General features: G+C 48.1%; 21 protein-coding genes. 9 read left to right on the plus strand and 12 right to left on the minus strand.

Features of this window, described 5'->3' with window-relative positions:
• The first annotated feature begins 101 nt into the window (after positions 1 to 101).
• The 7 genes from L6H65_RS03855 (at position 102) to mtnB (ending at position 7582) form a co-directional block, all read left to right on the plus strand.
• Positions 102 to 1295, plus strand: a complete 1194-nt coding sequence (locus tag L6H65_RS03855) for a pyridoxal phosphate-dependent aminotransferase (RefSeq protein WP_236339092.1) — start codon at positions 102 to 104, stop codon at positions 1293 to 1295.
• Between the two features lie 351 nt (positions 1296 to 1646).
• Entirely contained in the window at positions 1647 to 2762 is a 1116-nt protein-coding gene (gene proB, locus L6H65_RS03860; protein WP_236339093.1) for a glutamate 5-kinase, read from the plus strand.
• The gene (locus tag L6H65_RS03865; protein WP_290370300.1) at positions 2741 to 4033 is read left to right on the plus strand and encodes a glutamate-5-semialdehyde dehydrogenase; all 1293 of its coding nucleotides are present in this window, start codon (positions 2741 to 2743) and stop codon (positions 4031 to 4033) included. Before proB ends, L6H65_RS03865 begins: the two co-directional genes overlap by 22 nt.
• Positions 4034 to 4120: 87 nt before the next feature.
• A complete protein-coding gene (gene proC, locus L6H65_RS03870; RefSeq protein ID WP_371877634.1) occupies positions 4121 to 4996 on the plus strand; it encodes a pyrroline-5-carboxylate reductase in 876 nt (291 codons plus the stop codon).
• Entirely contained in the window at positions 4993 to 6225 is a 1233-nt protein-coding gene (locus tag L6H65_RS03875) for a 2,3-diketo-5-methylthiopentyl-1-phosphate enolase (RefSeq protein ID WP_236339095.1), read from the plus strand. Before proC ends, L6H65_RS03875 begins: the two co-directional genes overlap by 4 nt.
• Positions 6222 to 6929 carry a 2-hydroxy-3-keto-5-methylthiopentenyl-1-phosphate phosphatase gene (locus L6H65_RS03880; RefSeq protein ID WP_236339096.1) on the plus strand — a complete coding sequence of 236 codons (708 nt, stop codon included), beginning with the start codon at positions 6222 to 6224 and terminating at the stop codon, positions 6927 to 6929. The genes L6H65_RS03875 and L6H65_RS03880 overlap by 4 nt, the downstream gene beginning before the upstream one ends.
• Positions 6930 to 6931: 2 nt before the next feature.
• Positions 6932 to 7582, plus strand: coding sequence for a methylthioribulose 1-phosphate dehydratase (gene mtnB / locus L6H65_RS03885; RefSeq protein WP_236339097.1), 651 nt, complete (start codon positions 6932 to 6934; stop codon positions 7580 to 7582).
• Positions 7583 to 7709: 127 nt separating this feature from the next.
• Here mtnB and L6H65_RS03890 read toward each other — a convergent pair whose 3' ends face one another.
• The 7 genes from L6H65_RS03890 to L6H65_RS03920 all read right to left on the minus strand — a co-directional run bounded on the left by L6H65_RS03890 (position 7710) and on the right by L6H65_RS03920 (position 17938).
• On the minus strand, positions 7710 to 9038 hold the full coding sequence (locus L6H65_RS03890; protein ID WP_236339098.1) for a DUF2515 family protein: 1329 nt from the start codon (positions 9036 to 9038) through the stop codon (positions 7710 to 7712).
• Between the two features lie 149 nt (positions 9039 to 9187).
• Positions 9188 to 10849: an alpha-amylase family glycosyl hydrolase gene (locus L6H65_RS03895; RefSeq protein WP_236339099.1), complete on the minus strand. Its 1662-nt coding sequence runs from the start codon at positions 10847 to 10849 to the stop codon at positions 9188 to 9190.
• Between the two features lie 8 nt (positions 10850 to 10857).
• Complete coding sequence (locus tag L6H65_RS03900) at positions 10858 to 11706, minus strand: sugar ABC transporter permease (RefSeq protein ID WP_236339100.1); 849 nt, start codon at positions 11704 to 11706, stop codon at positions 10858 to 10860.
• Positions 11703 to 13016 (minus strand): carbohydrate ABC transporter permease, encoded by a 1314-nt coding sequence (locus tag L6H65_RS03905; protein WP_236339101.1) that lies wholly within the window; start codon positions 13014 to 13016, stop codon positions 11703 to 11705. Before L6H65_RS03905 ends, L6H65_RS03900 begins: the two co-directional genes overlap by 4 nt.
• A 92-nt stretch (positions 13017 to 13108) precedes the next feature.
• Positions 13109 to 14437 carry a sugar ABC transporter substrate-binding protein gene (locus L6H65_RS03910; RefSeq protein ID WP_236339102.1) on the minus strand — a complete coding sequence of 443 codons (1329 nt, stop codon included), beginning with the start codon at positions 14435 to 14437 and terminating at the stop codon, positions 13109 to 13111.
• Positions 14438 to 14879: 442 nt separating this feature from the next.
• Positions 14880 to 16187, minus strand: a complete 1308-nt coding sequence (locus L6H65_RS03915; RefSeq protein WP_236339103.1) for a sugar ABC transporter substrate-binding protein — start codon at positions 16185 to 16187, stop codon at positions 14880 to 14882.
• A gap of 422 nt (positions 16188 to 16609) precedes the next feature.
• A complete protein-coding gene (locus L6H65_RS03920; protein ID WP_236339104.1) occupies positions 16610 to 17938 on the minus strand; it encodes a sugar ABC transporter substrate-binding protein in 1329 nt (442 codons plus the stop codon).
• Between the two features lie 421 nt (positions 17939 to 18359).
• Here L6H65_RS03920 and L6H65_RS03925 point away from each other — a divergent pair, with 421 nt between their 5' ends.
• Complete coding sequence (locus L6H65_RS03925; RefSeq protein WP_236339105.1) at positions 18360 to 19040, plus strand: SOS response-associated peptidase; 681 nt, start codon at positions 18360 to 18362, stop codon at positions 19038 to 19040.
• Positions 19041 to 19066: 26 nt separating this feature from the next.
• Here the strand turns inward: L6H65_RS03925 and L6H65_RS03930 are convergent, their stop codons facing one another.
• The 5 genes from L6H65_RS03930 to L6H65_RS03950 form a co-directional block, all read right to left on the minus strand.
• Positions 19067 to 19354 carry a stage VI sporulation protein F gene (locus tag L6H65_RS03930; RefSeq protein ID WP_236339106.1) on the minus strand — a complete coding sequence of 96 codons (288 nt, stop codon included), beginning with the start codon at positions 19352 to 19354 and terminating at the stop codon, positions 19067 to 19069.
• 73 nt (positions 19355 to 19427) lie between these two features.
• Entirely contained in the window at positions 19428 to 21476 is a 2049-nt protein-coding gene (gene recG, locus L6H65_RS03935; protein ID WP_236339123.1) for an ATP-dependent DNA helicase RecG, read from the minus strand.
• Positions 21477 to 21486: 10 nt separating this feature from the next.
• Complete coding sequence (locus L6H65_RS03940; protein ID WP_236339107.1) at positions 21487 to 22341, minus strand: DegV family protein; 855 nt, start codon at positions 22339 to 22341, stop codon at positions 21487 to 21489.
• An 11-nt stretch (positions 22342 to 22352) separates the two neighbouring features.
• A complete protein-coding gene (locus L6H65_RS03945; RefSeq protein ID WP_503827044.1) occupies positions 22353 to 24173 on the minus strand; it encodes a DAK2 domain-containing protein in 1821 nt (606 codons plus the stop codon).
• 15 nt (positions 24174 to 24188) lie between these two features.
• Positions 24189 to 24548, minus strand: coding sequence for an Asp23/Gls24 family envelope stress response protein (locus L6H65_RS03950; protein ID WP_236339108.1), 360 nt, complete (start codon positions 24546 to 24548; stop codon positions 24189 to 24191).
• A 340-nt stretch (positions 24549 to 24888) separates the two neighbouring features.
• Here L6H65_RS03950 and rpmB point away from each other — a divergent pair, with 340 nt between their 5' ends.
• Positions 24889 to 25077, plus strand: a complete 189-nt coding sequence (gene rpmB / locus L6H65_RS03955) for a 50S ribosomal protein L28 (RefSeq protein ID WP_236339109.1) — start codon at positions 24889 to 24891, stop codon at positions 25075 to 25077.
• The last annotated feature ends 425 nt before the right edge of the window (positions 25078 to 25502 follow it).

Here is a 25502-nt window from a genome sequence, read left to right on the forward strand (position 1 = left end):
GCCCCACCCTGCCCTGCTCTTCTCGACACCTATTCCGAATCATGCTACATTAGGCATAGAAAGCTCAATTATGCAGCGAATAAGTGGAGTGAAGAGATCCTATGAATTCGAAACCATCTATAATGCCGATTCAATCGGCACGTCGACTGAATGAGTTGCCCAAACAATTTTTCGCCGATCTGGTTCGTAAAGCAAATGCACAAGCTGCCAAAGGCCATGATGTCATTAATTTGGGGCAGGGCAATCCGGATCGGCCTACACCGCCTCACATCGTACAGACTTTGCAGGAGGCCGCAGCCAATCCAGCCTATCACCGTTATCCGCCCTTCAGCGGCTATCCCTTTCTCAAGGAAGCCGTCGTGAAGAGGTATATGGAGGATTATGGCGTGGAGTTGGACCCTGAGACAGAGGTAGCTATTCTTTTCGGCGGCAAAACAGGACTGATTGAAATTAATCAATGCCTGCTTGATCCTGGAGATATTTGCCTCGTTCCCGATCCTGGATATCCCGATTACTGGTCAGGCGTCGCTCTCGCTGGCGGGGTCATGGAATATATGCCGCTGCTGGAGAGCAATGGCTTTCTGCCCGATTATGATGCGATTCCCTCACACATAGCAGACAAGGCCAAGCTCATGTTCATCAATTACCCGAACAACCCGACAGGCGCAGTCGCCGGTCCCGAATTTTATGCAAAAACAGTTGAATTTGCAGCTCGTCACGGCATCGTTGTTGCGAGTGATTTCGCCTATGGCGCAATTGGCTTCGATGGCGAGCAGCCTGTCAGCTTCCTGCAGACCCCTGGAGCCAAGGAGGTTGGCGTAGAATTCTACACGTTATCCAAAACCTACAACATGGCCGGCTGGCGTGTCGGCTTTGCCCTGGGCAATAAGGAAGTTATTCGACTGATCAATTTGATTCAGGATCATTATTACTGCAGTCTGTTTGGCGGCATTCAAGCCGCTGCCGCAGCAGCGCTCAGCGGACCACAGCACTGCGTACAAGAGCTGACCGCCACTTATGAGCGCCGGCGCGATGCCCTGTTTGCCGCCATGCAATCGATTGGCTGGCATTCGTCTAAGCCTGGCGGCTCCTTCTTCTGCTGGCTGCCCGTTCCCAAAGGGCATACATCATCATCCTTCGCTGATCTGGTACTTGAGCAGGCCAATGTCGTTGTAGCGCCAGGCATTGGCTTCGGACGGCATGGCGAAGGCTATGTCAGACTTGGCCTGCTGGCGCCAGAGGATCGGCTGGAGGAAGCCATTATCCGCATCGGAAGGCTCGGTCTGTTCGGCTAGATCGGCTTTACACCCAGCCAGCCAACATGATATGATGGTACGTAATTCACAACTGCAAACTAACGTCTTGATGGGACTAGTAAGCTATCCAAGTATCGCGCTCAGAGAGTAAATTCCACTGGCTGCAAGAATTTACCGCGAACGAAGCTGAACCCACCCCTGAACGGTCGGCGAAGAGCCGAACAGCGCCTGCTGTTATCAGGTCGATGAAGCGGAACGGCATCATCCTCGAATTCGTTCGGGTGGTAATGACCGTTAATAAAGGTGGTACCGCGGAAGTTACACTTTCGTCCTTTGTATTATTGAAGGGCGGAAGTTTTTTTATTTTCAACAGCAGAAAGGGTAATTCATATGACAGAACGTATCGTCGTCAAGATCGGAAGCAGCTCATTAACGTCGGATGAAGGCGGACTTAACCGCGAACGGATCGTATTCTTCTCCCGTGAGCTCGCAGCGCTACATGAGGCTGGTTATCAGGTGCTGCTCGTAACCTCAGGGGCTGTAGCGGCAGGCTTTCGCCAAATCGGCTACGAATCAAGGCCGAAGCTGATTCATGAGAAGCAAGCGGCTGCGGCTGTCGGGCAAGCGCTTCTCATGCAGGCCTATCAGGAGGCATTCGCAAGCAATGGTCCCCATCGCGGTATAGGCGTTGCCCAAATATTGCTCACCCGCGCTGACTTCTCCAATCGCAAACGGATATCAAATGCCCTGATGACAGTTGAGGAGCTGCTGCGCCAACGCATCATCCCTATCATTAACGAGAATGACACTGTAGCGACGGATGAGCTGAAATTCAGCGATAATGATACATTATCCGCCCTTGTCGCCAATCTTGTGAAAGCGAAGCATCTGCTTATTTTAACGGATACAGACGGCCTTTATACAGAGGACCCCAGATTTAATCCACATGCCAAACGAATCGAACGCGTGGAGCAAATCTCTGACGATATTATGAGCTTCGCCGGAGATTCCGGTTCCTCAGTCGGCACTGGCGGCATGCGCTCCAAGATCGAAGCGGCCCGCGTAGCCATGCGCGGCGGCGTTCCCGCCTTTGTCGGCCGCGTGAAAGAGTCTGGCGATCTGTCCCTCGCTGTGCACGGAACTGGCAAGGGTACATACTTTGACACCAGCTTGCATAATTTGCCCATGAAGAAGCAATGGCTCGGCTTTCATTCTCAGCCACAGGGTAAAATTATCGTCGACGACGGCGCAGAGGCAGCCCTGCTCAAACGTGGCAAAAGCCTGCTTCCAGCAGGAGTTCGCACTATCGAAGGGGACTTTCATCCCGGCGATGTCGTGGAGGTCGTTAATCTGCAGCATCAAACGCTTGGCCGCGGTGTAGTCAATTATTCCGCCTGGGAGGTTCAAGCGGTCGCCGGTCTAAGCACCACTGAAGTTAGGCGCCGTGTTGAGGTAGCCCGAATTGAAGTGATCCATCGCGATGAATGGGTCAGCTTGAGAGATTAATTATTCACGAGGAGGCAATACAGATGAGTGAAGTACGTCAGAAAGCCGCACTAGCCAAACAAGCATCCGCAGTTATGAACTCGCTCACAACAGAGCAGAAGAACGATGCGCTTAGACTTATGGCTGATGCGCTTGTGAAGGAGCAGCAATCGATCATTCAAGCGAATCATAACGATATTGCACGTGGACGAGAGAATGGAACGAGTGAATCCCTGCTGGACCGTCTCGCATTGAATGAGAACCGAATTGCCGATATTGCCCAAGGATTGCGCCAAATCGTGGAGCTGTCAGATCCGGTTGGACGCATTCTGGAGCAGTTTGACCGTCCCAACGGCTTGCGCGTTGAGAAAATTTCCGTTCCACTCGGCGTCATCGGAATGATCTATGAAGCGCGTCCTAACGTTACAGTCGATGCCGCCGGACTATGCCTCAAGACAGGCAATGCGGTCGTGCTGCGCGGCGGCTCTGCAGCGCTTCATTCCAACCGCAGAATCGTCGAAGTGCTAAGAGAAGCGTTGTCTCACAGCGACATGCCGCTCGAAGCGCTGCAGCTGATCGAGGATGCGGACCGTGCATCTGTAGATGAAATGCTGAAGCTGAATGGACTGCTGGATGTAGTGATCCCGCGTGGCGGCGCATCGCTCATTCGCAATGTCGTTGCCAATGCCACCGTGCCAGTTATCGAAACTGGCGCAGGCATCTGTCATACCTATGTCGATGAGAGCGCAGAACTTGAAATGGCCTCTAATATTGCATTCAACGCTAAGGTCCAGCGTCCCTCCGTCTGCAATTCAATGGAAACGCTGCTTGTGCATGAGTCATTCGCCGCGAATCATCTGCGAGTCATCGCTAATCGGTTTCTTGCCGCCAATGTAGCCATTCACGGCTGTTCACGAACGATGAGCCTTATTCCTGAAGCAGAGGCTGCAACTGACCAGGATTATGCCACGGAATACAACGACTATATTCTGAACATTCGCATCGTTGCGAATATCGAAGAAGCGCTGATGCATATCAGCCAGTTCGGAACGCAGCATTCCGAATGTATCGTAACCGAGAATGCCGGGCATGCTGCGCGTTTTCTTCAGAGCGTGGATGCTGCAGCCGTGTACCATAATGCATCAACAAGATTTACCGATGGCTTCGAATTCGGCTTCGGCGCAGAGATAGGCATAAGTACGCAAAAGCTTCATGCCAGAGGTCCAATGGGACTCCCTGCTCTCACATCAACTAAATACCGGATTTACGGCACGGGCCAGATTCGCGGTTAAAGGACTGCTTTTGATACTATTATTATAAAATCTAATGACAATCGGGGTTAGTCAGATTGTCGACCAGGAGGTTCCAGCAAAGTGACATTGCTCTCTTCATCTGGAGTTCAATCAGGAATTGGCTCCCTACAGCTAAGCTTTTTCGGCGCCGGCTCGATGGCCGAAGCCATCGTTCGCGGAATACTGGATCGCGGACTTATCGAGCCTGACCACATCAGTGTCATCAACCGGCAAAATAGCGCGAGGCTAGAGGAGCTTGCACAACGCTATGGCGTGCAGGCCCCTCCTGACGAAGAAGCCAAGCTGGCTATGCTTCGCCATGCAGATGTTATTTTTCTCGCGATGAAACCGAAGGATGCAGCTGCCGCGATCAAGCAGCTTCGCCAGCTCGTTACTGCCGATACATTAATCGTGTCGGTTATTGCCGGGCTGTCCATCCGCACAATTGAGACACTGCTGGAGCAGCCTATGGCGATCGTCCGTACGATGCCCAATACGTCCAGCACGATTGGTCTGGGGGCAACTGGAATCAGCTTCTCTGAATCCGTTACAACCGAGCAGCGCAAACTGGCAGAAACGATTTTCCAAGCGGTCGGTCTGACCTCTATTGTAGAAGAGCCTCTTCTCGATGTCGTGACAGGTGTCTCCGGAAGCGGACCCGCCTACGTTTACTACCTAATGGAGGGCATGATCACAGCAGGACGTCAGCTTGGTCTAACTGAAGAGGCTGCACGCGAGCTGACCGTGCAGACGGTGCTCGGAGCTGCTCATATGGTGCAGGCGACCAACGAGAACCCTGCTGATCTTCGCCGTAAAGTTACTTCGCCTAACGGCACCACTCAAGCTGCAATTGAAACGCTTGACGAGCACAACTTCTCGCAGGCGATTGTCCACGCGATCGATCGTGCTGCCAAGCGCGCAGCTGAGCTGGGCGCAGATATTGAGAGGAATGCAACGTCATGAGCAACAATTACTGTATCGCTACCTACCGTTGCCATGATGATGCAGCAGATTTCCATAAGAAAGCACAGGGAATAGCCGTCGGCCTGACCGTCGGAAGCTGGACTGAGCTGCCCGAGGCGCGCAAAGCCGAAATGGAGAAGCATCTAGGCCGCGTTATCTCTGTTACTGTACATGAGCCTGAGGGCTTTGCTCCAGGAGAACGATATGCCGATCTGCAAATTGCATATCCGGATGTCAATTTCAGCCGCGATATACCAGCACTGCTCGTAACCGTATTCGGCAAGCTGTCAATGGACGGCCGGATCAAGCTGCTGGACCTCGACTTTTCTTCTGACTTTGCGTCTGCATTTTCTGGACCCAAGTTCGGCATTCAAGGTGTTCGCAGTCTGCTCGGCGTCCAGGAACGGCCGCTGCTGATGAGCATCTTCAAATCCGTCATCGGTCATGATCTGACGAATCTGCGCGAGCAATTTTATCTTCAAGCGCTTGGCGGCGTCGATCTGATTAAAGATGATGAGATTCTGTTTGAAAATCCGCTAACACCGCTGGAGCAGCGCGTTGAGGCCTGTATGGGAGCAGCGAAGCAGGCTGAAGCCGAGACAGGCCAAAAGCTGCTGTATGCCGTCAATTTGACTGGACCCACCTCGCAGCTTGCTGCCAATGCCAAACGGGCAATCGCAGCAGGCGCCAATGCGATTCTATTCAATACACTCGCGTACGGGTATGACGCGCTCCATGAGCTAAGCAGCAATTCCGATATCTCCGTGCCAATTGCTGCCCATCCAGCGCTCGCTGGCGCATTGTATCCCTCACCGCACTATGGCATCGCAGCACCGTTGCTGCTGGGCAAGCTTATGCGGCTGGCTGGCGCCGATCTCGTTCTATTCCCTTCCCCATACGGCTCAGTCGTTATGCCAAAGGAAGAGAACCTCGCTGTTCAAGCGGCGCTAATCGATCCGGCACTGCCTGTTCGTTCCAGCTTTCCAGTACCATCAGCCGGCATTCATCCAGGCTTGACACCGCTAATTCTCCGCGACTTCGGACATGATGTCGTTGTTAATGCCGGCGGCGGGATCCATGGACATCCGCAAGGCACAGCCGCAGGCGGACTAGCCTTCCGCCAAGCCATTGCCGCCGCATTGTCTTCTACTTCGTTGCCTGATGCAGCAGCTCAGCAGGGCAACGAAGCGCTTAAGATCGCAATTGATACTTGGGGGTACAAGGAATGATGAGCAATTCCGAGACAGCTTCAGAACATACACGACGGCGGAAGGTCATCTTTTGCGATTTCGATGGTACAATTACGGAGAATGACAACATCATTGCAATCGTCAAACATTTCAATCCACTTGGATGGGAATCGATTGTCGACGATATAGTGAGCCAGCGAATAACGATCAAAGATGGCGTCGGCAAGCTGTTTCGTCTCCTCCCTGCCTCGCAGCGCGAAGAGGTTATCGCGTATGCCATAGGCAATGCTCGGATACGGAACGGATTCGCCGAGCTCCTGGAATATTGCAAACTGCAAGACATCGAATTTCTTGTCACCAGCGGCGGGATCGACTTCTTCGTATATCCGCTGCTTGCCCCCTTCGATATATCGGTTTCGCATATTTACTGCAATGGCAGCGATTTCTCAGGCGATCAGATTGAGATTACGTGGCCTAATCCTTGCGATGAACACTGCAGCAACAGCAATGGCTGCGGGATGTGCAAAACAACGATCATCCGCCGCTATCCTGAAGAGCAGTATATTCGGATTCTAATTGGCGACAGCGTAACTGATTTTGCAGGCGCCAAGCTTGCCGAAATCGTGTATTCCCGTTCGTATCTAACAGTGAAATGCAAGGAGCTCGGTCTCCCTTATATCGAGTACGAGACATTCCATCATATTCTTGACGATTTGAAAGCTAGACAATCGCGGGAGGATTAGTCATGAAATTTGAAACTATCCCATTAGAAGACAAGCAGCATGCATTGGCACAGCTTCGCGAGGTAAAGGGGTTATTCGCCTCGCGCGGCTGGTTTGCCGGCACGAGCGGCAATCTATCCATTCGAGTTGGCGACTATTCGCCGGATCGCTTCGATTTCGCCATCACTGCAAGCGGCAAAGACAAATCGCTGTCAACACCGGAGGATTTCCTGTTCGTTGATCAGGAGGGCAAGCCAAGCGAGGCGACCAGGCTTAAGCCATCCGCTGAAACCTTGATTCATTGCGAGATCTATCGCTTGACAGGCTGTGGCGCGATTTTTCACACGCATACTGTCTATAACAATATCGTTTCAGAGCTATTCTGGGAGCGCAAATCGATACCGGTTGACGGCGTTGAGCTTATTAAAGCGTTCAACATTTGGGAAGAGGAAGCGCATATCGATATCCCGATCGTATCCAACTTCGCTCATATTCCTAGCATAGTTCCTGAAGTAACGGAGCGCCTGAACCCCGCAATTCCCGGCATTATGCTGCGCAAGCACGGCATTTATGCATGGGGAGCCAACGCTTTCGAAGCCAAGCGCCATCTGGAAGCATTCGAATTTCTGTTCGAATACGTATACAAGTGGGAGCTTCTCAAACGCAGATCTTAGTTCGAATTGAACTTAACACACTTCATCATTTCAATCGAAGATGCTGGCCCATTAGCAGAAACCTGCTTATAGGCCAGCATCTTTTTTATTATGCGCTGATCATTAATTCCCTTATAGCCGATGTCTCTTATTCTGGTCTGATCCCCGCTTTTTGCGCTGCTAGTACGGCCAGCTCCAGTTTGTTCAGACCTAAGCAATGCTCGTCAGTTATCTCGAATATTCTTGGAATCGGCAGCTCCTTCATGTAGCGGCAAACCTCTACTCCATCGTTGAACCAGTCTGTAGAGACCGTTGCTGAGGTCGTCCGGATGTCTTCTTGCAGCAACACTCCTTGCGCTTGGAGCCGCGCTTCAATCGGTTGGTCCTTCCATGCCACTCTGAGTGGCGGACTGTAAAGCGCCTCCGCCCCGGCAATCAGCCGGCATTCATTCAGTCTCTCCTTATAGCTCTCTTCCTTCTGCTCCGGCTTCTCTTTAGTAAACAATTGCGGAGCATAATCAGCTCGGGAGCCCGAATGCGGAACAGCGCGAACGAAATGCAGCACCCCCTCATGAACGACTTCTATTCGAAACAGAATGGCATACAGCCGTTTGCCAAACTCAATACGCTCCACCAAGCTGCTGAAATTCTCAAGCACGAGGCCAGCCAGCTTCATCCCTCCTGTCAATTGGGATCGATAGGGCATTATGACAGCATTCGTTTGGAGCGGTATTTGCATATTGAAGACGACCTTGTTTAATACATGTTTGCGAAAATGCGAGTTCTGCACAATTCGACCCTCTATGTAATGCTGCTCATTGACAATTAATGCAGTCGTTAAAACAGCAGAATTATTATATCGCCAGAATTGCTTCCATACGGGCATCATAAACCTTGAAACCCCAAAAGCAGGAAGCAAGTGTGTCAGAGATCTGCCGATTTTTCGACCCGTCTCGTACAGAAGCAGCTGTGGGTAAGCATCTTGAAATATGAAGAAATTCGCTCGTTCCAGTAATTCGAATGTATCCCTTCGCTGTTCCTCCGACAGAAGACGCGGAAGCAGATCTCCCTTCAAATCCGTCATATTCCAACCGCCATTTCGCGATACTACATGTGCCAGCAGCGCCCAATGAAGCTCATTGTTGCGAAAATAAATTGAACGATATGCTTCCGTTCGAGTCACATTATTCCGGTTTGCCTCCGAGGTTTCAGTTAGAATCCGCTCAATGATCTGCCTCTCGTCATCATCCCACTCCCTGCCTGCAAGAGGCTCGCGCAATGCTATCCATTCCTCTTCAAGCTCACGTATCCGGTCGCTTGGAAGAAGCAGAGGTCTCGCATCTATTGCAAGCTGATCAGATGAAGAACGGGCTCTGAGCTTGGCGGCAATTCGTTTCATAATTATGGACGGAAGCTTTACAATAATCGCAAGCACTTTTTTCATTCCCGAGGTCGCTGAAACATGTTGATTATGCATACGATCCCTCCACTCGCACATATATGTACAGTATCGGCAACCTTGAGGATGATTAGCCGCATTTGGGCAACAATTGATGACAACAAAGAAAGAGCTGTCCATTACACCCAATCAGGCGTATGAACAGCTCTTTACATAGTTGCTATTGGCTACTTAATAATAACAGTGCTGTACGGAGGAAGCTTAACCTTGCCGGCCGCGTATGAAGCTCCGTCCTTGACAGAGTCTGCAATTTCCTTCATGCCAGTATCCGCAGCAACATTAATTTCTTGCGCTTCCTTTGAGACATTGTGCAGAACAAGGACCTTCTCGGAAGCAGTAGTACGGTAAAATCCGACAACTGCGGAGTTCTCAGTCTCGAAGCTTTCAATTGCACCATCCCGCAAAGCGGCATGAGAAGCACGAATTCGGATCATCTTCTTGTAATGTGAGAGAAGCGAATTCGGGTCATTCTGCTGAGCTTCAACGGAAGGTGGATTAGTGGTATTGAATTGAGAAGCTATCCAACTTGTTTGTCCATTGCCTGACTTACCGTCTGCATTCCAAATGAAAGGCTCACGGATGACTTCATCAGGCTTCTGACCAAACATGCCTATCTCTTCACCATAATACAGGAACGGATTGCCCGGCATCGTTAACAGCATAGCAGCCGCCATCTTCGCCTGATCTATATTCCCACCCAGAATGGACATTGTCCGATTCTGGTCATGATTGGTCAAGAACGGCGCATCTACAAACTGCCCTTCCGATACCTCAGTAAACATACCGTGTGTGCGATTTAGACTACTAGCCAGATTGGTATCCTCTTCTTGGCCTGCTATAGACAATAAACTCTGGGCTAAACCAAAGTTGAAGCCAGAATCAAAGCCGCCGTTCAAATAAGGAGCAATCGGAACCGGTGAATTCTCAGCAACTTCTCCGATCAGATAAACATCTTTGTTGACCTCTTGAAGAGCTGTTCTGAATTCCTGCCACCAAAGAACATTCTTCTCCGTCGTTTCGCCGTTGCGATCGGACTGGAGATCTTCATAAATGTGCTTCGCAGCATCAATACGGAAGCCGTCCAAGCCTTGATCCAACCAGAACTTCCCGATTTTGATCATTTCTTGTCGAACCTCAGCATTGTCGAAATTCAAATCAGGCATACCATCCCAGAAAACGCCAAGATAGTGATTGTCATTCTTCTGATGCCATGCATTGCCGCCGTTTGTTGCACTTGCTCCACTGACCTCGCGGCCCTGATCCTCCGCCCACACATACCAATCCCGATATGGACTGTCAGTGCCCTTGGCAGAGTCTACAAACCATGGATGCTGAGTACTGGAATGATTGACAACGAGGTCCATAATAACTTTAATGCCGCGTTTATGAGCTTCTTCCATTAGACGCTTCATATCTTCAACCGTTCCATACTCCGGATGGATGGTGTAATAATCCGTTACATCATATCCATGATAGCTCGGTGAAGGATTAATTGGCATTAACCATATGCCTTCGATGCCAAGATCACTGTCAGTGGCTGGATTACCATCATTCAAATAATCCAGCTTGTCAATTAATCCATTCAAATCGCCAATACCATCACCATTGGAGTCAGCAAATGCACGAACGAATATCTCGTAGTAAACGCTTGATGGTTGTTCGTCAATGACAGATGCGTTAGAAGAGGGTTGATTGCTCTTAGTCGCATTCGATGCCGCAGGATCTTTAATAAGAGGATCATTAGGTGCATTGTTGCTTGCGCATCCTGCAATAATCGTTCCGGCAACAAGGAGTGTGAGCGTACTGCGAACCGTGTTCTTCCATGTCATAAGCGCAATCACCCTTTCGAAGAACCTGCTGTCAGACCAGCAACAAGGAAGCGCTGTGTGTATGAGAACAAAATAGTGATCGGAATTGCTACTAGAACAGCACCAGCTGCGAATAATGTGAACTCTGTACTGTTGTATGCATTTACCAAATCATACAAGCCTACTGCGATCGTCCACTTGTCACGTGAACGAAGAATAAGTCCTGCAAAGATAAAGTCAACCCATGCGCCAGTAAATGTCATTAATGAAATGTACGTAATAATCGGACGAGATAAAGGCAGAATGATTCTAAAGAAGATGGTCAAATGATCCGCCCCGTCAATTCGCGCCGCTTCTTCCAAGCTTCTTGGAATCGTATCGAAAAACCCTTTTGCAACGAACAAGCCGAGCGCAGCTCCTGCTGAATAAACCAGAATAAGCGCCATATGCGTATCAAGCATATTCATTTGAATTAAAATCAGATAAATTGCAATCAAGCTCATGAATCCTGGGAACATGCCCAGAACCAGTACGGTAGACAGCAGGGATTTACGACCATTGAAACGGAATCTGGAGAATGCATATGCCGTCAGCAATTGAATAAACGTGCCTATAATCATACTCCACGTTGCAACTACCAATGTATTCCAATACCATTTGAAATACGGAATATCAATATCCGTTCGGCTATTGAGGCTGAACAAATCCCGATAGTGGTCCAGTGTCAGCTTCTTTGGAATGATAGAATCGGTGAATAGTGATTTCCCTTCCTTGAAAGAAGACATGATTGTCCATAAAGCAGGATACAATACACAGATTGCAAGAATGATAAGAACGATGTAACTAAGAAGGAGCCGTAGTCTTGTTTTTGCCTTCATTGAATCATGTCCTCCTCTCGGAATGATCTAGTTCTTGTAAAGGAGAAGATCGATATAGATGCAATAATAAGGAAGATCATAATTCCGAGAGCACCGGCAAAGTTGTATTGGCTCAAATTCAAAGTCAATTTGTAGAGCCAAGTAACAAGCAAATCGGTCGCTCCTGCATTATTGTAATCCGCGGTAACCGGTCTACCGCCTGTAAGCAGGAAGATAACGTTAAAGCTGTTGATATTACCTGCGAATTGCGTAATGAGAATTGGAGCAGTAGCAAACAATATATATGGCATTGTAATTGAGCGGAATCTCATCCATGGCGAAGCGCCATCAATCTCGGCCGCTTCATACAGATCCTTGGGAATCGTAGTAAGCATTCCCAGAACCAGAACCATACTGACTGGAATACCGATCCACATATTTACAACGATAACGGACACCTTGGCCCAGAACGGATCATTCAACCAGGGCAGACCTTCCAATCCGAAATAGCGGAAGTATTGGTTGATCGGTCCGAATTTTTCATTAAGCATATTTCGAAATACGAGCAAAGAAACAAATTGTGGGATCGCATATGGGATTATGTAGATCGTTCTCCACATGCCTTTAAGACGAATTCCCTGTTGATTGATAAGAAGCGCAACCAGAATACCGCCAAAATAACAAGTAACAGTCGCCAGAAAAGCCCAGATCAATGTCCAGGTTAACACACCAAAGAACGTATTACTCCAAACATTCAGTGTAAATAAGTGAATAAAGGTTTCAAATCCAACCCAGTCCACCAAGTTTTTTGGCGGGATATGGTTTGGTCCTGCATAGTTCGTAAATGCGATTAATGCGGTAAAGATGATAGGCATAACTGTAAAAATTAAGACACCCAGAATAGGTATAGCTAGCAGCAACCATGGAAAACTATTCGTAAATGCATTATACGCAGTTTTGCTGAAAGAAATAGAAGCTACCCCTTGGTCTCTCTTTCTTCCTGACGCTATAGCATCCCGAACATTTAAATAATAAACGAATAAATATACAAATACTACAAAAAATGAAAACACACCGAAAACCATCATAAAGATGGAATTATCTCCATCGACGCTCTTGTATACTCGTCCGACTTTAACCAAATGCTGACCTTGATCCCCTAGCGTGAATAGTCCGATTAGATGGGTTTTAAGCTTCAAAAAAATCAATAATAGGCCGCTGATGTGAAAAGTAAGGAACAGAATACCTTTAATGTACTGGCGGTTGTAAAACTGTCCTAGCCCCATACTTAGAACAGACAACCAGCCGGCAGTTGTTGCATGTCGGTTCAAGTGACCCCCATCTCCTTACATAATTGATTTCACCCGCCGTGAAACGGCGGGTGATTGGATTTAATTCGCAATCTAAGTTTTAATGACTTAGATTATTTGTTCATTGTGGCGATACCGTCTTTTACTTTTACAACCCAGTCATCCAATGTTTTTTGAGCGTCTGCTTGCTCGTTCCACAGGGTGCCGAACAGTGCTTCATGCGTATTCCACAGAGCAACCATTTCGGATGCTTTAGGCATTGGTACAGAGTTTTCGAAGATTTTCAAGAAAGTAGCAGAGAACTCATCAGAAGTGATTTTTTCGTTTTGAGCTGTTTTAACGTTAGCAGGCAAGTTACCGAACAGTTCAAAGTTTTTCAGTTGGAACTCTTCAGAAGTGATCAATTGAGCGAACAATTTGGAAGCGTTTGGAGCTTTCGAGTTCGCGCTTACCAAGAAGCCTTTAACACCGGAGAAAGGTTTCATTGCTTTACCGTTAGGCAAAGTAGGGAATTCCATCAGACCAACGTTTTTAACTTCTTTTTTGAACTCGTTTGCTTGCCAAGGACCAGAAACGTTCATTGCAAGCTTGCCGGAAGTGAACAAGCTAGTTTTGATGTCAGCTACAACATCAGCAGTTGCAAGTGGAAGGATTTCTTTCAGGCTTTGGTAGAACTTAGCAGCTTCAACAGCACCTGGCGTGTTCAGACCGATATCGGATACATCGTTGCCGTTGTCGCCGAAGATGTATGCATCATAGCCAGTGAAGAAGTTCCAAGTCCAGTAAAGGTTACCCATTTCCCACATGTAAGCATATTTTTGAGCTTTCGTGTCATTGTAGGTTTTAGCGAATGCGATAACTTCGTCCCAAGTTTTAGGAGCTTCGCCGTTAGGAACAAGATCTTTGTTGTAGTAAACGCCGATTGTTTCAACGGAGATTGGGTACGCATACAGAAGACCGTCCATTGTGAAAGCGTCGACTGCGATTGGATTCGTGTTTGCTTTAGTCTCTTCTTCGTGGAAGTCATTCGGAAGAACGATACCAGCTTTAACTGCAGAACCAAGACGATCATGAACGCCGAAGAATACGTCAGCGCCAACGCCAGCAGGTCCGTCAGTGATCATTCTCTCAACAGATTTGTCTGGGCCTACATCTTGAAATTTAACATCGATACCATATTTTTCTTTGAAAGCTTTACCAGCTTCTTCAACCAGCGCTTTCTCAGTACCGGATGACCATACAGTGATTTCTTTCGTGCCTTCCTCAGGAGTGAGCACTTCTTCTTCAGCAGGAGGAGCTTCGTTAGTAGGCGTGTTTGTCGATCCTGCAGTGTTGTTCGTTTTCTTGTTGTTATCCTCTTTGTTGTTTCCGCCGCCACATGCTGCCAATGAGAACACCATGGTCAAAGCAACGATCGAAATCAGTACATTTTTTCTGTTCATAATTCTGTTGAACCACCCTTCGTCCTTATTTTCTGTGAATTAAAAGCTCTCTGTCTTGAAAGTGCTGACATCTTTCTTCGTTACGGGTTGACCCGCGCTGTCTTTTGGCAATGCTGCCCAATGTGTGCAAACGTTTGTGCAGTTTACCCAAAAAATAGCTGATTGAAACGATTATCAGCCAATCAATTACTGAAAGCGCTTTTAATACTTTTTCATCATACATGATAGACGCGGATTTGTTAAGTCCTTTTCTTCGCCTTTTTCGTCGCTAAATTCACTTCAACTTTTTATTATCTAGTTATTTCTTCTGTTTTCGAAGTTTTTTGCAACTTTTGAAATATAGTTTCTACACCCTGAAGGTTTTCTCGGAATCATCTGTTAGCTTTCCAGTAAAAGCACCGTGATTCTTTCCTATATGGATAAAATTCGCTGACATGGCGAACTAGTTGTTCATGATAGAAATAGCGTTTTTGATATCCTTAACCCAATTATCCAGAGTCGTTCTGGCATCGGCCTGCTTATCCCACAAATTCGAGAAAACAGCCTCGTGCGTCATCCATAGTGTGAGCATCTCGGGCGCTTTTGGCATTGGTACTGAGTTTTCTAAAATTTTCATGAAAGTGGCCGAGAATTCATCAGAAGTAATTTTCTCGTTTTTGGCAGCAGTTATGTTCGTTGGCAAATTGCCAAACAGCTCGTAGTTCCTCAATTGGAACTCTTCCGATGTGATCAGCTGTGCGAATAGTTTGGACGCATTTGGATATTCCGAATTTGCGTTGATGTAGAAGCCTTTAACACTGGAGAAGGGCTTCATAATTTTACCGTTCGGCAGCTTGGGAAATTCCATTAAACCAACGTTTTTGATTTCGTTCTTAAACACCTTTGCTTGCAACGGGCCGCTCACATTCATCGCCAGCCTCCCCGACGTGAACAAACCTACTCTGATCTCAGCATTCACATCGGCGCTGTTCACAGGCAGAATGGTCTTCAGGCTTTGAAAAAATTTGGCAGCCTCGACAGCGGCGTCGGAATTGAGGCCAATATCGGCAATGTCATTGCCATTATCGCCAAAAATATAAGCTCCGTATCCACTGAAGAAAGGCCATGACCAGTAGAGATCCCCCATTTGCCACATAATAGCATATTGATATTCATTCGTATCGTCATTGAATTGTTTGGCGAATGCGATGATATCGTCCCAATTGGCAGGGGCCTCTCCGTTAGGAACCAGATCCTTATTATAGTAAATGCCGAACGTTTCAACAGACAGCGGATAACCGTACAGCAGGCCGTCTACTGTCATCGCCTCGGTTGCTACCGGGTTATTGGCGGCTCTGGTCTCTTCCTCATGATAATCATTCGGAAGTATAATACCAGTATTCGTCCCTATCCTGATCTGGTCGTGAATGCCCATGAATACATCGGCGCCAACCCCCGCAGGTCCTTGCAAAGACATTCTCTCGAACGAGCCGCTTGCCCCGACATCTTCAAATTCAATCTCGATGCCATACTTCGCTTTGAACACCTTCCCTGCTTCATGAACGAGCGCTTGTTCCATTCCCGATGTCCATACAAGCAGCTTCTTCGCGTCTGGCTCAGGAAGAAATTCCTCTTCCTCGCCTGCTGCCAGTGTGTTGACTGGCGACTCTTCTCCCGTATTCTTGGTGTCGCCGCTGTTTCCGCCGCATGCCGCCAATGTGAATACCATGATCATTGCGACGAACATCATCCATCCATTTCTTTTGTTCATCAATCAGTCGAACCACCCTTCATTTTTCCTGCAGCCTGTCAGCACCAGCAGCCTACTTTCCTCTATCCCCGCCAAGCCTTGCAACAAAATCTTCCTCCCTCTAAAATGTAACCGCTTAAACACCACTTAATCATACAGGATAATCATAAATTTATAAAATCTTGGAAATCGTCTTTTTGATTGGAAAATACACGAAAACTTTATATTATCTATAGAATTCCATCTCGTTCGTCATTTTTTTAACATAATATAGAATATTATGAATGACCGCATAGCGATATCTATACGAAATGAATGCTGCCTATCATGCTGTATTGAGCTTTTTTCATGCAAAAAGAGGCTTTCTCCGAATTATCCGAAGCGGATTCGAAGAAAGCCTTGAATGCATTCCTATATCATTAGAATAAAGCTAGTATAGCAAATTACTTGTTCATAACAGCAATAGCGTCTTTGATCTTGACAGTCCAATCGTCCAGAACTGTTTTGGCATCTGCCTGATCGTTCCACAAAGTTGCGAAAGTAGCTTCATGCGTATTCCAAAGCGTGGTCATCTCGGACGCTTTTGGCATCGGCACTGAGTTCGCAAAGATTTTCAGGAAAGTGGCCGAGAATTCGTCAGATGTAACTTTTTCACTGCTCGCTGCAACATTATTCGCTGGCAAATTGCCGAACAGCTCGAAATTTTTCATCTGGAACTCTTCCGATGTAATCAAATGCGCGAACAGCTTGGATGCATTTGGAAATTTCGAGTTCGCGCTGACATAGAAGCCTTTAATACCGGAGAAGGGCTTCATCACTTTGCCGTTTGGCAACGCCGGGAATTCCATCAGTCCGACATTTTTGACATCCTTCTTGAACTCATTTGCTTGCCAAGGGCCGCTCACGTTCATCGCCAGCTTGCCTGATGTGAACAGGCTTGTTCTAATATCGGGTGTCACATCCGCGGTAGCTAGAGGCAGAATCTCCTTTAAGCTTTGATAGAACTTGGCAGCCTCGACAGCTGCATCGGAGTTCAGGCCGATATCGGCAACATTATTGCCGTTGTCGCCGAAAATATAGGCATCATATCCGCTGAAGAAGGACCATGTCCAGTAAAGATCGCCCATTTGCCACATGTAGGCATATTTTTGAGCTTTTACATCGTTAAATTCTTTCGCAAATGAGATGATATCTTCCCATTTGGTAGGAGCCGTTCCGTTAGGGACCAAATCCTTGTTGTAGTAGACGCCGATCGTCTCAACGGAAAGCGGATAGCCGTAAAGCAAGCCGTCCATTGTCATAGCATCAATCGCCATCGGGTTATTGTTGGCTTTGGTCTCTTCCTCATGGAAGTCATTTGGAAGAACGATACCGGCATTCGTGCCGACCCCAATCTGGTTATGAACGCCCAGGAACACGTCAGCGCCAACCCCAGCTGGTCCGTCTGTAATCATCCTTTCAAACGATTTGTCTGCTCCGACATCTTCAAATTTAACATCGATGCCGTACTTTTCCTTGAACACCTTGCCCGCTTCCAGAACGAGCGCTTGCTCTGTTCCCGCTGACCATACCGTCAGCTCTTTCACGTCTGGCTCTGGATTAAGCTGTTCTTCCACTTCAGGAGTCGTGTTAGAATTGTTGGGGGCTTCAGGTGCGTTGCCTGTTGCCTTCTCCCCTTCACTCTTGTTGCCGCCGTTGTTCCCGCTGCATGCTGCCAGTGAGAATACCATGATCAAAGCGACGAGCACGACCAGTACATTTTTTTTGTTCATCGATTTGTCGAACCACCCTTCATTTTTTTGTGCTTGAAAGGGTTTGTTTGGGAAAGGAATCGGTTACATAATCTCTTGCGGGTTGACCCATGCCGGTTTTTTCTGTAACCTATCAGCAGCATGAGAAAACGTTTGTTTATTTCCGCCAAGTAAAGCGAATGCATCCATCCTTTCTCTAAACTGAAACCGCTTTTAACACCACTCCATCATACAGGATAGTCATAAAATTATAAAATCTTGGAAGTTGCCTTTTTGATTGGCAAATGACCGCATACTTTATCATATCTTTATAATTCTATCTTTTTCAGAGTTTTTTAGCATTTTCTAGAATTTGAGGGAATTTAAAATTTTAATGACATTAATAGATTTAATTAACCTTATTAATGTAAATCCAATCCTGCCGAGAGAGGGAGAAGCACCGATGTGCGGAAGGTATACGATTACTGTTGATATTGAAGAGTTAATGCTGCGTTATATGATTGGAGAGATCTCCATTCCTTATCATCGTCCACAATATAATGTCGCGCCAACGCATAAGGTCTATGCCATTGTCCATGATGGACAGGCAAACCGTCTGGGACAGCTACAATGGGGGCTCATTCCTGAATGGGCGGATGATCCGCGAATTGGAAGCAAAATGATCAACGCCCGCGCTGAGACGGTGTGGAGCAAGCCGGCCTTCAAAGAGCTTATTCGTCGCAAACGCTGCATCATCCCCGCTGACGGGTTTTATGAGTGGATGAAGACCCCTGCGGGCAAACAGCCCTTCCGCATCGTACTTCGCAGCCGCGCGCTGTTCAGCTTTGCTGGCTTATATGATACTTGGTTGAAGCCGGACGGCAGCAAGCTAAGTACGTGCACGATTCTGACAACAGAGCCGAATGCACTGATGTCGCCGATTCATAATCGAATGCCCGTTATTCTAAAGCAAGAGGATGAGGCTATGTGGCTGGACCGCTCCCTGCAGAATCAGGATTTACTAAGCAGGCTGCTCGTTCCTTATCCCGATGAAGAACTTGAGTCTTATCCGGTAGCGTCTTCGGTGGGCAGTGTGTCGAAGGATGATCCCTCGTGTATTGAGCCGTATGTACAACAAGCCTGAACACAAAGGAACCGCTGATCAGATGATCAGCGGAACATAGCCCATAGCTTGAGCAGATGCAATGTATTGTTGGGATCGATTCGTTGACCAAGCACGAAAGCAACTAATTGCTCCTCTTGGGATTCCGTCAGCGTTTCCTGCAAAATATGCGCAGAGGTTCGAACCAGCCTCTTCACTTTCGTGCGATCCTGCAAATCGTATTTGTTCACGCCATCCAGCACGAGCTTGATTCGATCCTTGACCGCCTTGTTCTTCATCTTGCCCTTCACGCGCTCGACGAAGTCCGGTCGTATTCCATACTTTGTGTAGCTCATTGCGGCTAAGCACCTCCGTCTGGCTATAACGAGCCATTCGTTCTACTTTATGCCGCCACGCACACAAAAAAAACTAGTCCAGTAAATCGCCTTGAAATAATTGTTCCTTCTGGAGCACCTCTCGCAATCGCGTATATATCGCATCTGTCCAAAATGTCTCACGCGAGGTTAGATCTGCCGCATCGTCTCTGGCTTCCTCCAGAACAGCGAAATCAGCGGCCATATCGGCGAGCTTGAATTCAGGCACACCGCTTTGCTTCGTGCCGAAGAAATCTCCCGGACCCCGCAATTCCAGGTCTCTTCTGGAAACCTCGAAGCCATCATCCGTCTCGGTCATGACCTTCATGCGCTCCCGCCCGATTTCCGACTTAGGGTCCGCAATGAGCACGCAAAAGGATTGATGCTCCGCTCTCCCTACACGACCGCGAAGCTGATGCAGTTGGGACAAGCCGAACCGCTCTGCATCCATGATGATCATAAGTGTTGCATTAGGCACATCGACACCGACCTCAACGACTGTCGTTGCTACAATCATATGAACCTCATTGTCACTGAAAGCACGCATCACTTCATCCTTTTCCCCGGCTGAGAGTCTTCCGTGAAGAAGTCCAATCGCCAAATCAGGGAATGCCTGCTGCATCTGAATATGCAAATCAATTGCATTCTGGACATCCAGCTTATCTGATTCTTCAATCAGCGGGCATATGAAATATGCCTGCCTCCCCGCATCAACCTCGCGCCGAATAAAACCAAGGACACGCTCCAGCATGCCATGCTTCACCCAATAGGTTTTGATCGGCTTGCGCCCTTGCGGCCGCTCCCGAAGCGTCGAAACGTCCATGTCCCCGAATGCTGTTATCGCCAATGTGCGAGGAATTGGAGTTGCTGTCATCGTCAGAACGTCAGGATTCATCCCTTTGCGCCGCAATATGCTCCGCTGATTCACACCGAAACGATGCTGTTCATCTGTAACGACAAGACCCAGGCTGCGAAAATTCACACCCTCTTGAATAATGGCATGCGTCCCTACAACGATATCGGTAAGACCCATCAGCAGCCCTGCCAGTACGTCTCTGCGCCTGCGTTCTGTCATGCTCCCTGTTAATAGGCCAACCTGCACGCCAGCAGGCTCAAACAGCCTCTGCAACGATCTCATATGCTGATCCGCCAGAATCTCAGTGGGTACCATTAGCGCGCCCTGATGGCCGCTCTTGACCGCTGCCAATAGCGCCACGGCTGCAACAACCGTTTTTCCAGACCCTACGTCGCCTTGCAGCAGCCGATTCATACAGGAGGGCTTCCTCATGTCCGCTAAAATTTCATTGATGACCTTCTTCTGAGAGTCGGTCAGCTCGAAAGGAAGCGTTCGAACAAACTGACGTATAATTTCGGGATCCACTGCTATGGCAACGCCGTCCTTTCGACTGCGGTTCAGCGAACGGTAGGCTTGCAGCTTCAATTGAAACAAGAACAGTTCTTCATAAACAAGTCTTCGTCGGGCCGCTTGCCCTTCAGTCGAATCATCCGGCGCATGTATTCTGGCGATCGCTTCCGCTCTTGGCATAAGCCGGTGCTTGTCCATCAATTCAGTTGGGAGAAGCTCTTCCACCATAGGTCCGAACTGAAGGAGAGCTTGCTTAATCGTCTTTCTCATCCATGGCTGAGTCAGGCTCCCGCCTACAGAATATACGGGTTGAAGTGTTCCGCTTCTTGCCGCGCCCCGATCAGGGAACTCAGATTCAGATACAGTCAGCTGCAGTCTTCGCTGCTCCCATTTGCCTGTAAGGATGATATCTCTTCCTGGCACGATTTGCTCCTGCAGGAAATGCCGATTAAACCAGACTGCAGTAACGAGCACTCCATCCACCACGACCTTGCAAGTGAGTCTGGATTTCGCCTTTCCATAACGCTGCAGCAGCGGATCGCCCATTATTTTCCCTTGTACAGTTACCTTCTCTCCATCCTTCACTTCCGTTAATCCCCGGATTCTATAATCCTCATAGCGGAATGGGAAATAACCCAGCAAATCTGCGACTGTATGGACGCCAAAGGCGTGAAGCTCTCCTTCTTTCTGAGCGCTCACGCCTTTAATTTGCCGGACAGACAGTTCTTCCAGCTTCATCATTTCTACCTCACACCCGATTTATAAATAACGCAGCAGTCCCCGGACCTACATGTGTCCCAATGACCGGCCCAATCTCCGTTTCACCAACACTGCGAACATTAAGCTCCTTCTTCGCAAGCTCTGCAAGCTCCATCGCAAGCTCCTTCGTATGCGCCCAGCCAATCATCATATTTATCGGTTCCTGGCCAAAATCGCGTTTGAACAGCTCTATAATGCGATGCATCGCTTTCTTCTGCCCACGCACTTTATCGATCGCCGATACCATACCCTCTTCATCTACCGTAAGAATCGGCTTCACATTCAGAATGGAACCGAACAGCGCCGCTGCCTTGCCAATTCTGCCGCCCTTCTGCAAATACTCAAGCGTATCGACCAGAAAGTAAATTCTCTTATCCAGTCGCAGTCGTTCGATCTCCACCAGAATCTCTTCCTTGGATTTGCCCGCAGCAGCCATCTCGGCAGCTTTGATTACCATCATGCCGAAGCCATAGGAGGCCGTTTTGGAATCAATAACAGTCACATCACACTCGCACTCCATCATGGAGTGGCCGAGCATAGCGGACTGATAGGTCCCGCTTAGCGCCGCGGATAAATGTATCGAAATAATGGACGAGTCAGGCTCCTGCTTCAAAATATTCTCGTACGTTTCCATGAATTCTAATGGTGACGGCTGAGAAGTCGTAGGCACAACTGAAGAACTTATCAATTTCTCAAAAAATTGACTTGAGTTAATCTCAACGGAATCCAGATAGGCCTGTTCACCAAAAATAACTTTCAGCGAAACTCTTGCAATACCTAGCCGCTCAAGAACGTCATTCGGAATATCTGCTGTGCTATCCGTTACTATTCTCACTTTCCCCATATGCGTCTCCCCTATTCAACTGCAAATAGATAAGGATATAACGGTTGCCCGCCCTCATGCACTTCCAATTCAGCATCCGGATACGTCTCGCGAGCCCAGTCGACCAATGCCGTCGTATCTTCCTCGCTTGCCTGCTCGCCTGTTAGTACAGTAACAAGCTCTCCGCCTTCTTCCAGCATCTGCGCCAGCAGCGCTTTGCAGGTGTCCTGAAGGCTTGAAGACGAGGTCACGATTGATTTCTCCTTGATCCCGATGTAATCTCCTTCACGAATGTCGATGCCGTCAATCGAAGTATCTCTAACCGCATGTGTGACTTGGCCCGATTGTACGCTTTTGGCTGCCTCAGACATCGCATCTGTGTTTGATGCTGCTGATTGCTCATCCCTGAAAGCAAGGACAGCTGCCAGACCCTGTGGAACCGTACGTGTCGGAATGACAGTGACATTGCGTTCACATAATTCTGCCGCTTGCTGTGCAGCCAAAATAATATTGCTATTGTTCGGGAGCAGGAAGATGTGCTCTGCCGGCAAGGATTCGATCGCATGCACGAAATTTTCAGTTGACGGGTTCATCGTTTGTCCGCCGGACAGCACGACATCCACATTGTTCTCAAGAAATATCGAAGCAATTCCTTCGCCCATTGCAACCGCAATAATGCCATAAGGCGCCCATTCATGCGCCTGCTGAGCCTTGGAGGAATCTGCTTTGACGCCAGTCAGCACTTCAGGCACAGCTAAACCTAGCGCAGCTTCCTCCACATTGGTTATCGTTGCCGCGACCGCCTTCTCGTCCGCTTCGCTGCTATATCCAGGATCAGATGAGACGATATCCCGATGCTGCTCGCGCATATTGAGAATGTGGATATCAGTCAATTCCCCGTATGGAAGCGCATAATTCAATACATCGCCTGGTTTGCGTGAATGAACATGCACCTTGATAATATCGTCGTCTACGATGACAAGGATGGAATCGCCGTCTCTGGACAGCATGCCCTTGAACAGCGCTTCGTCGAATTTAAGGGAAGTCGTTGTCGCTGATTTGCGGTTAATGAAAAATTCCATATCATATAGAAACTCAATCGCTTCCGTAGAAAGACGAGTTTGAGCATGCATCGGCATCGTAACAGCCGGCACATCGCGTGATGCTTGCGTAGGAGCGACCTGTGAAGGCATAGCTGCTTCAGTAGACATCCACTCATTATTATCCAGCCCTTGGGGATCAGAAAGCGCCCGCAAAAAGCCTTCATAAATATATACAAGACCTTGTCCGCCCGAATCCACCACGCCGACCTGCTTCAGGACTGGCAGCAACTCCGGCGTCCGCTCCAGCGCTTCATTGGCCTTCTCAAGTATTTCGCGCATTAATTCAACCATATCGCTTGTTCTGCGAGAATAGGAAACAGCGTGCTTGGCAGCTTCCTTCGCAACGGTTAAAATCGTACCTTCGACAGGCTTCACCACAGCTTTATATGCCATATCGACACCATTCTGCAGCGCAGCGGCAAATTGTAACGTGCCAACCTGTTCCAAGCTGGCCAGACTCTTGGCAAACCCGCGGAACAACTGTGACAAAATAACGCCTGAATTGCCCCGAGCGCCCATCAGCAAGCCTTTGGAAAGCGCTTCCGCAACTTTGCCTACTGCATGTGACTGTTTGCTCTGCAATTCCCGGACGCCCGATGTCATCGTCAAGTTCATATTTGTTCCGGTATCACCGTCAGGAACCGGGAATACATTAAGCGAGTTAACGCGTTCTACGTTACGTTGCAAGCATTCCGCTCCTGTCAGTACCATCTCTGATAGGTCTGATCCGTTAATAAAGCGTTTACTCAACGTCAATTCCCCTTCCTAACCAGATACACGCACGCCTTGGACAAAAATATGAACATGGTCGACCTTCAAGCCAACGACTTCGTTGAGCACATACTTCACTTTTGATTGAATATTATGCGCTACCTCTGATATTTTTGTTCCATAGCTAACGATAATGTATAAATCGATGTGCAGGTCTTCTTTCTCACGACGCACTTCAACGCCCCGGGAAAGATTGTCGCGACCCAGCAATTCCGCAATGCCGTCCTTCAACTGCTTGCGCGAGGCCATCCCGACAAGTCCATAACAGTCAAGCGCCGCCGAGCCGGCCAGTACGGAGATGACGTGGTCCGAGATGAATACATTTCCAAGTTCCGAGTTAAGCTGCAGAGGCATGGAAGCCACTCCTTTACGTTAAATATTATGGACTAATCAATATTGTACTATAAATGTCAAGGATATAGAAGCCTAGTCCTGCTTTATCGGCTACATTCTTCTCTTTACTCCATTATCGGCGAAATACCTTGGTTTCAGAAGCTTGATGGAACGAATAAGTTGTGCTATTATATTTAAGTATGTTTATTGCATGGGCTTCCCTTGCTTCCTAAGCGGGTTTTTTACTCGCATGAAGATTATACATGTATGTAATCTAGCGTAGGCTTCCGATGTTGTTTTTCACTCTCGTGGAGGACTTCTCACTCGAAGCTTCGCGAAAAACTTAAAGGAGGTGTATTCCATGTCTCGCAAATGCTTCCTTACTGGTAAAGCACCAGGAAAAGGTAATCACGTTTCTCACGCAAACAATAAAAACCGCCGCACTTGGGGCGTAAACGTTCAAAAAGTCCGCATCCTCGTGGACGGTAAACCAAAACGCGTTTATGTTAGCACACGTGCACTTAAAGCAGGTAAAGTGACGCGCGTATAATCGCATAGCTCGCCAATGAAGAGGCGGTCCCTTAAAGTAGTTTACTACTAAAGGGACCGCCTCTTCGTTTATGCGAACCCAATCGTCTCTTTGTCGCTCGCTTACATGTCGGCTTCATTTCCCCGATAAACGCTGTTTACTTTACTGCAGGCGATAATGGATGTGGGTTTTTGCAGCAACTTGCTGTTGGTGTGATTGTGGAAATTGCATGGAATCTCGCTGTAAGCGGGAATTTCCGTGTTATTGAATGGAAACAAGAGATTGACGTGCGCTGTAAGCGGGAAAATGCAATTAGAATAAAAAGTGGACACCTCGTAACGTTGGACAGATAATAATCCTAATAAAAGGTGAGGTGTTCACAATGGGGAAAACGAGGCAGCATTATAACGACGAGTTTAAATTGCAGACGGTGAAATACATTCAAG

This window comes from Paenibacillus plantiphilus (assembly GCF_927798095.1).
Classification (GTDB): domain Bacteria; phylum Bacillota; class Bacilli; order Paenibacillales; family Paenibacillaceae; genus Paenibacillus_Z; species Paenibacillus_Z plantiphilus.

Excerpts from the sequence above, each read along its gene's own strand:
- L6H65_RS03855 (WP_236339092.1), top strand. The coding sequence starts at position 102 with ATGAATTCGAAACCATCTATAATGCCGATTCAATCGGCACGTCGACTG.
- proB (WP_236339093.1), top strand. The coding sequence starts at position 1,647 with ATGACAGAACGTATCGTCGTCAAGATCGGAAGCAGCTCATTAACGTCG.
- L6H65_RS03865 (WP_290370300.1), top strand. The coding sequence starts at position 2,741 with ATGGGTCAGCTTGAGAGATTAATTATTCACGAGGAGGCAATACAGATG.
- L6H65_RS03875 (WP_236339095.1), top strand. The coding sequence starts at position 4,993 with ATGAGCAACAATTACTGTATCGCTACCTACCGTTGCCATGATGATGCA.
- L6H65_RS03880 (WP_236339096.1), top strand. The coding sequence starts at position 6,222 with ATGATGAGCAATTCCGAGACAGCTTCAGAACATACACGACGGCGGAAG.
- mtnB (WP_236339097.1), top strand. The coding sequence starts at position 6,932 with ATGAAATTTGAAACTATCCCATTAGAAGACAAGCAGCATGCATTGGCA.
- L6H65_RS03890 (WP_236339098.1), bottom strand. The coding sequence starts at position 9,038 with ATGCATAATCAACATGTTTCAGCGACCTCGGGAATGAAAAAAGTGCTT.
- L6H65_RS03895 (WP_236339099.1), bottom strand. The coding sequence starts at position 10,849 with ATGACATGGAAGAACACGGTTCGCAGTACGCTCACACTCCTTGTTGCC.
- L6H65_RS03900 (WP_236339100.1), bottom strand. The coding sequence starts at position 11,706 with ATGAAGGCAAAAACAAGACTACGGCTCCTTCTTAGTTACATCGTTCTT.
- L6H65_RS03910 (WP_236339102.1), bottom strand. The coding sequence starts at position 14,437 with ATGAACAGAAAAAATGTACTGATTTCGATCGTTGCTTTGACCATGGTG.
- L6H65_RS03915 (WP_236339103.1), bottom strand. The coding sequence starts at position 16,187 with ATGAACAAAAGAAATGGATGGATGATGTTCGTCGCAATGATCATGGTA.
- L6H65_RS03920 (WP_236339104.1), bottom strand. The coding sequence starts at position 17,938 with ATGAACAAAAAAAATGTACTGGTCGTGCTCGTCGCTTTGATCATGGTA.
- L6H65_RS03925 (WP_236339105.1), top strand. The coding sequence starts at position 18,360 with ATGTGCGGAAGGTATACGATTACTGTTGATATTGAAGAGTTAATGCTG.
- L6H65_RS03930 (WP_236339106.1), bottom strand. The coding sequence starts at position 19,354 with ATGAGCTACACAAAGTATGGAATACGACCGGACTTCGTCGAGCGCGTG.
- recG (WP_236339123.1), bottom strand. The coding sequence starts at position 21,476 with ATGAAGCTGGAAGAACTGTCTGTCCGGCAAATTAAAGGCGTGAGCGCT.
- L6H65_RS03940 (WP_236339107.1), bottom strand. The coding sequence starts at position 22,341 with ATGGGGAAAGTGAGAATAGTAACGGATAGCACAGCAGATATTCCGAAT.
- L6H65_RS03950 (WP_236339108.1), bottom strand. The coding sequence starts at position 24,548 with ATGCCTCTGCAGCTTAACTCGGAACTTGGAAATGTATTCATCTCGGAC.
- rpmB (WP_236339109.1), top strand. The coding sequence starts at position 24,889 with ATGTCTCGCAAATGCTTCCTTACTGGTAAAGCACCAGGAAAAGGTAAT.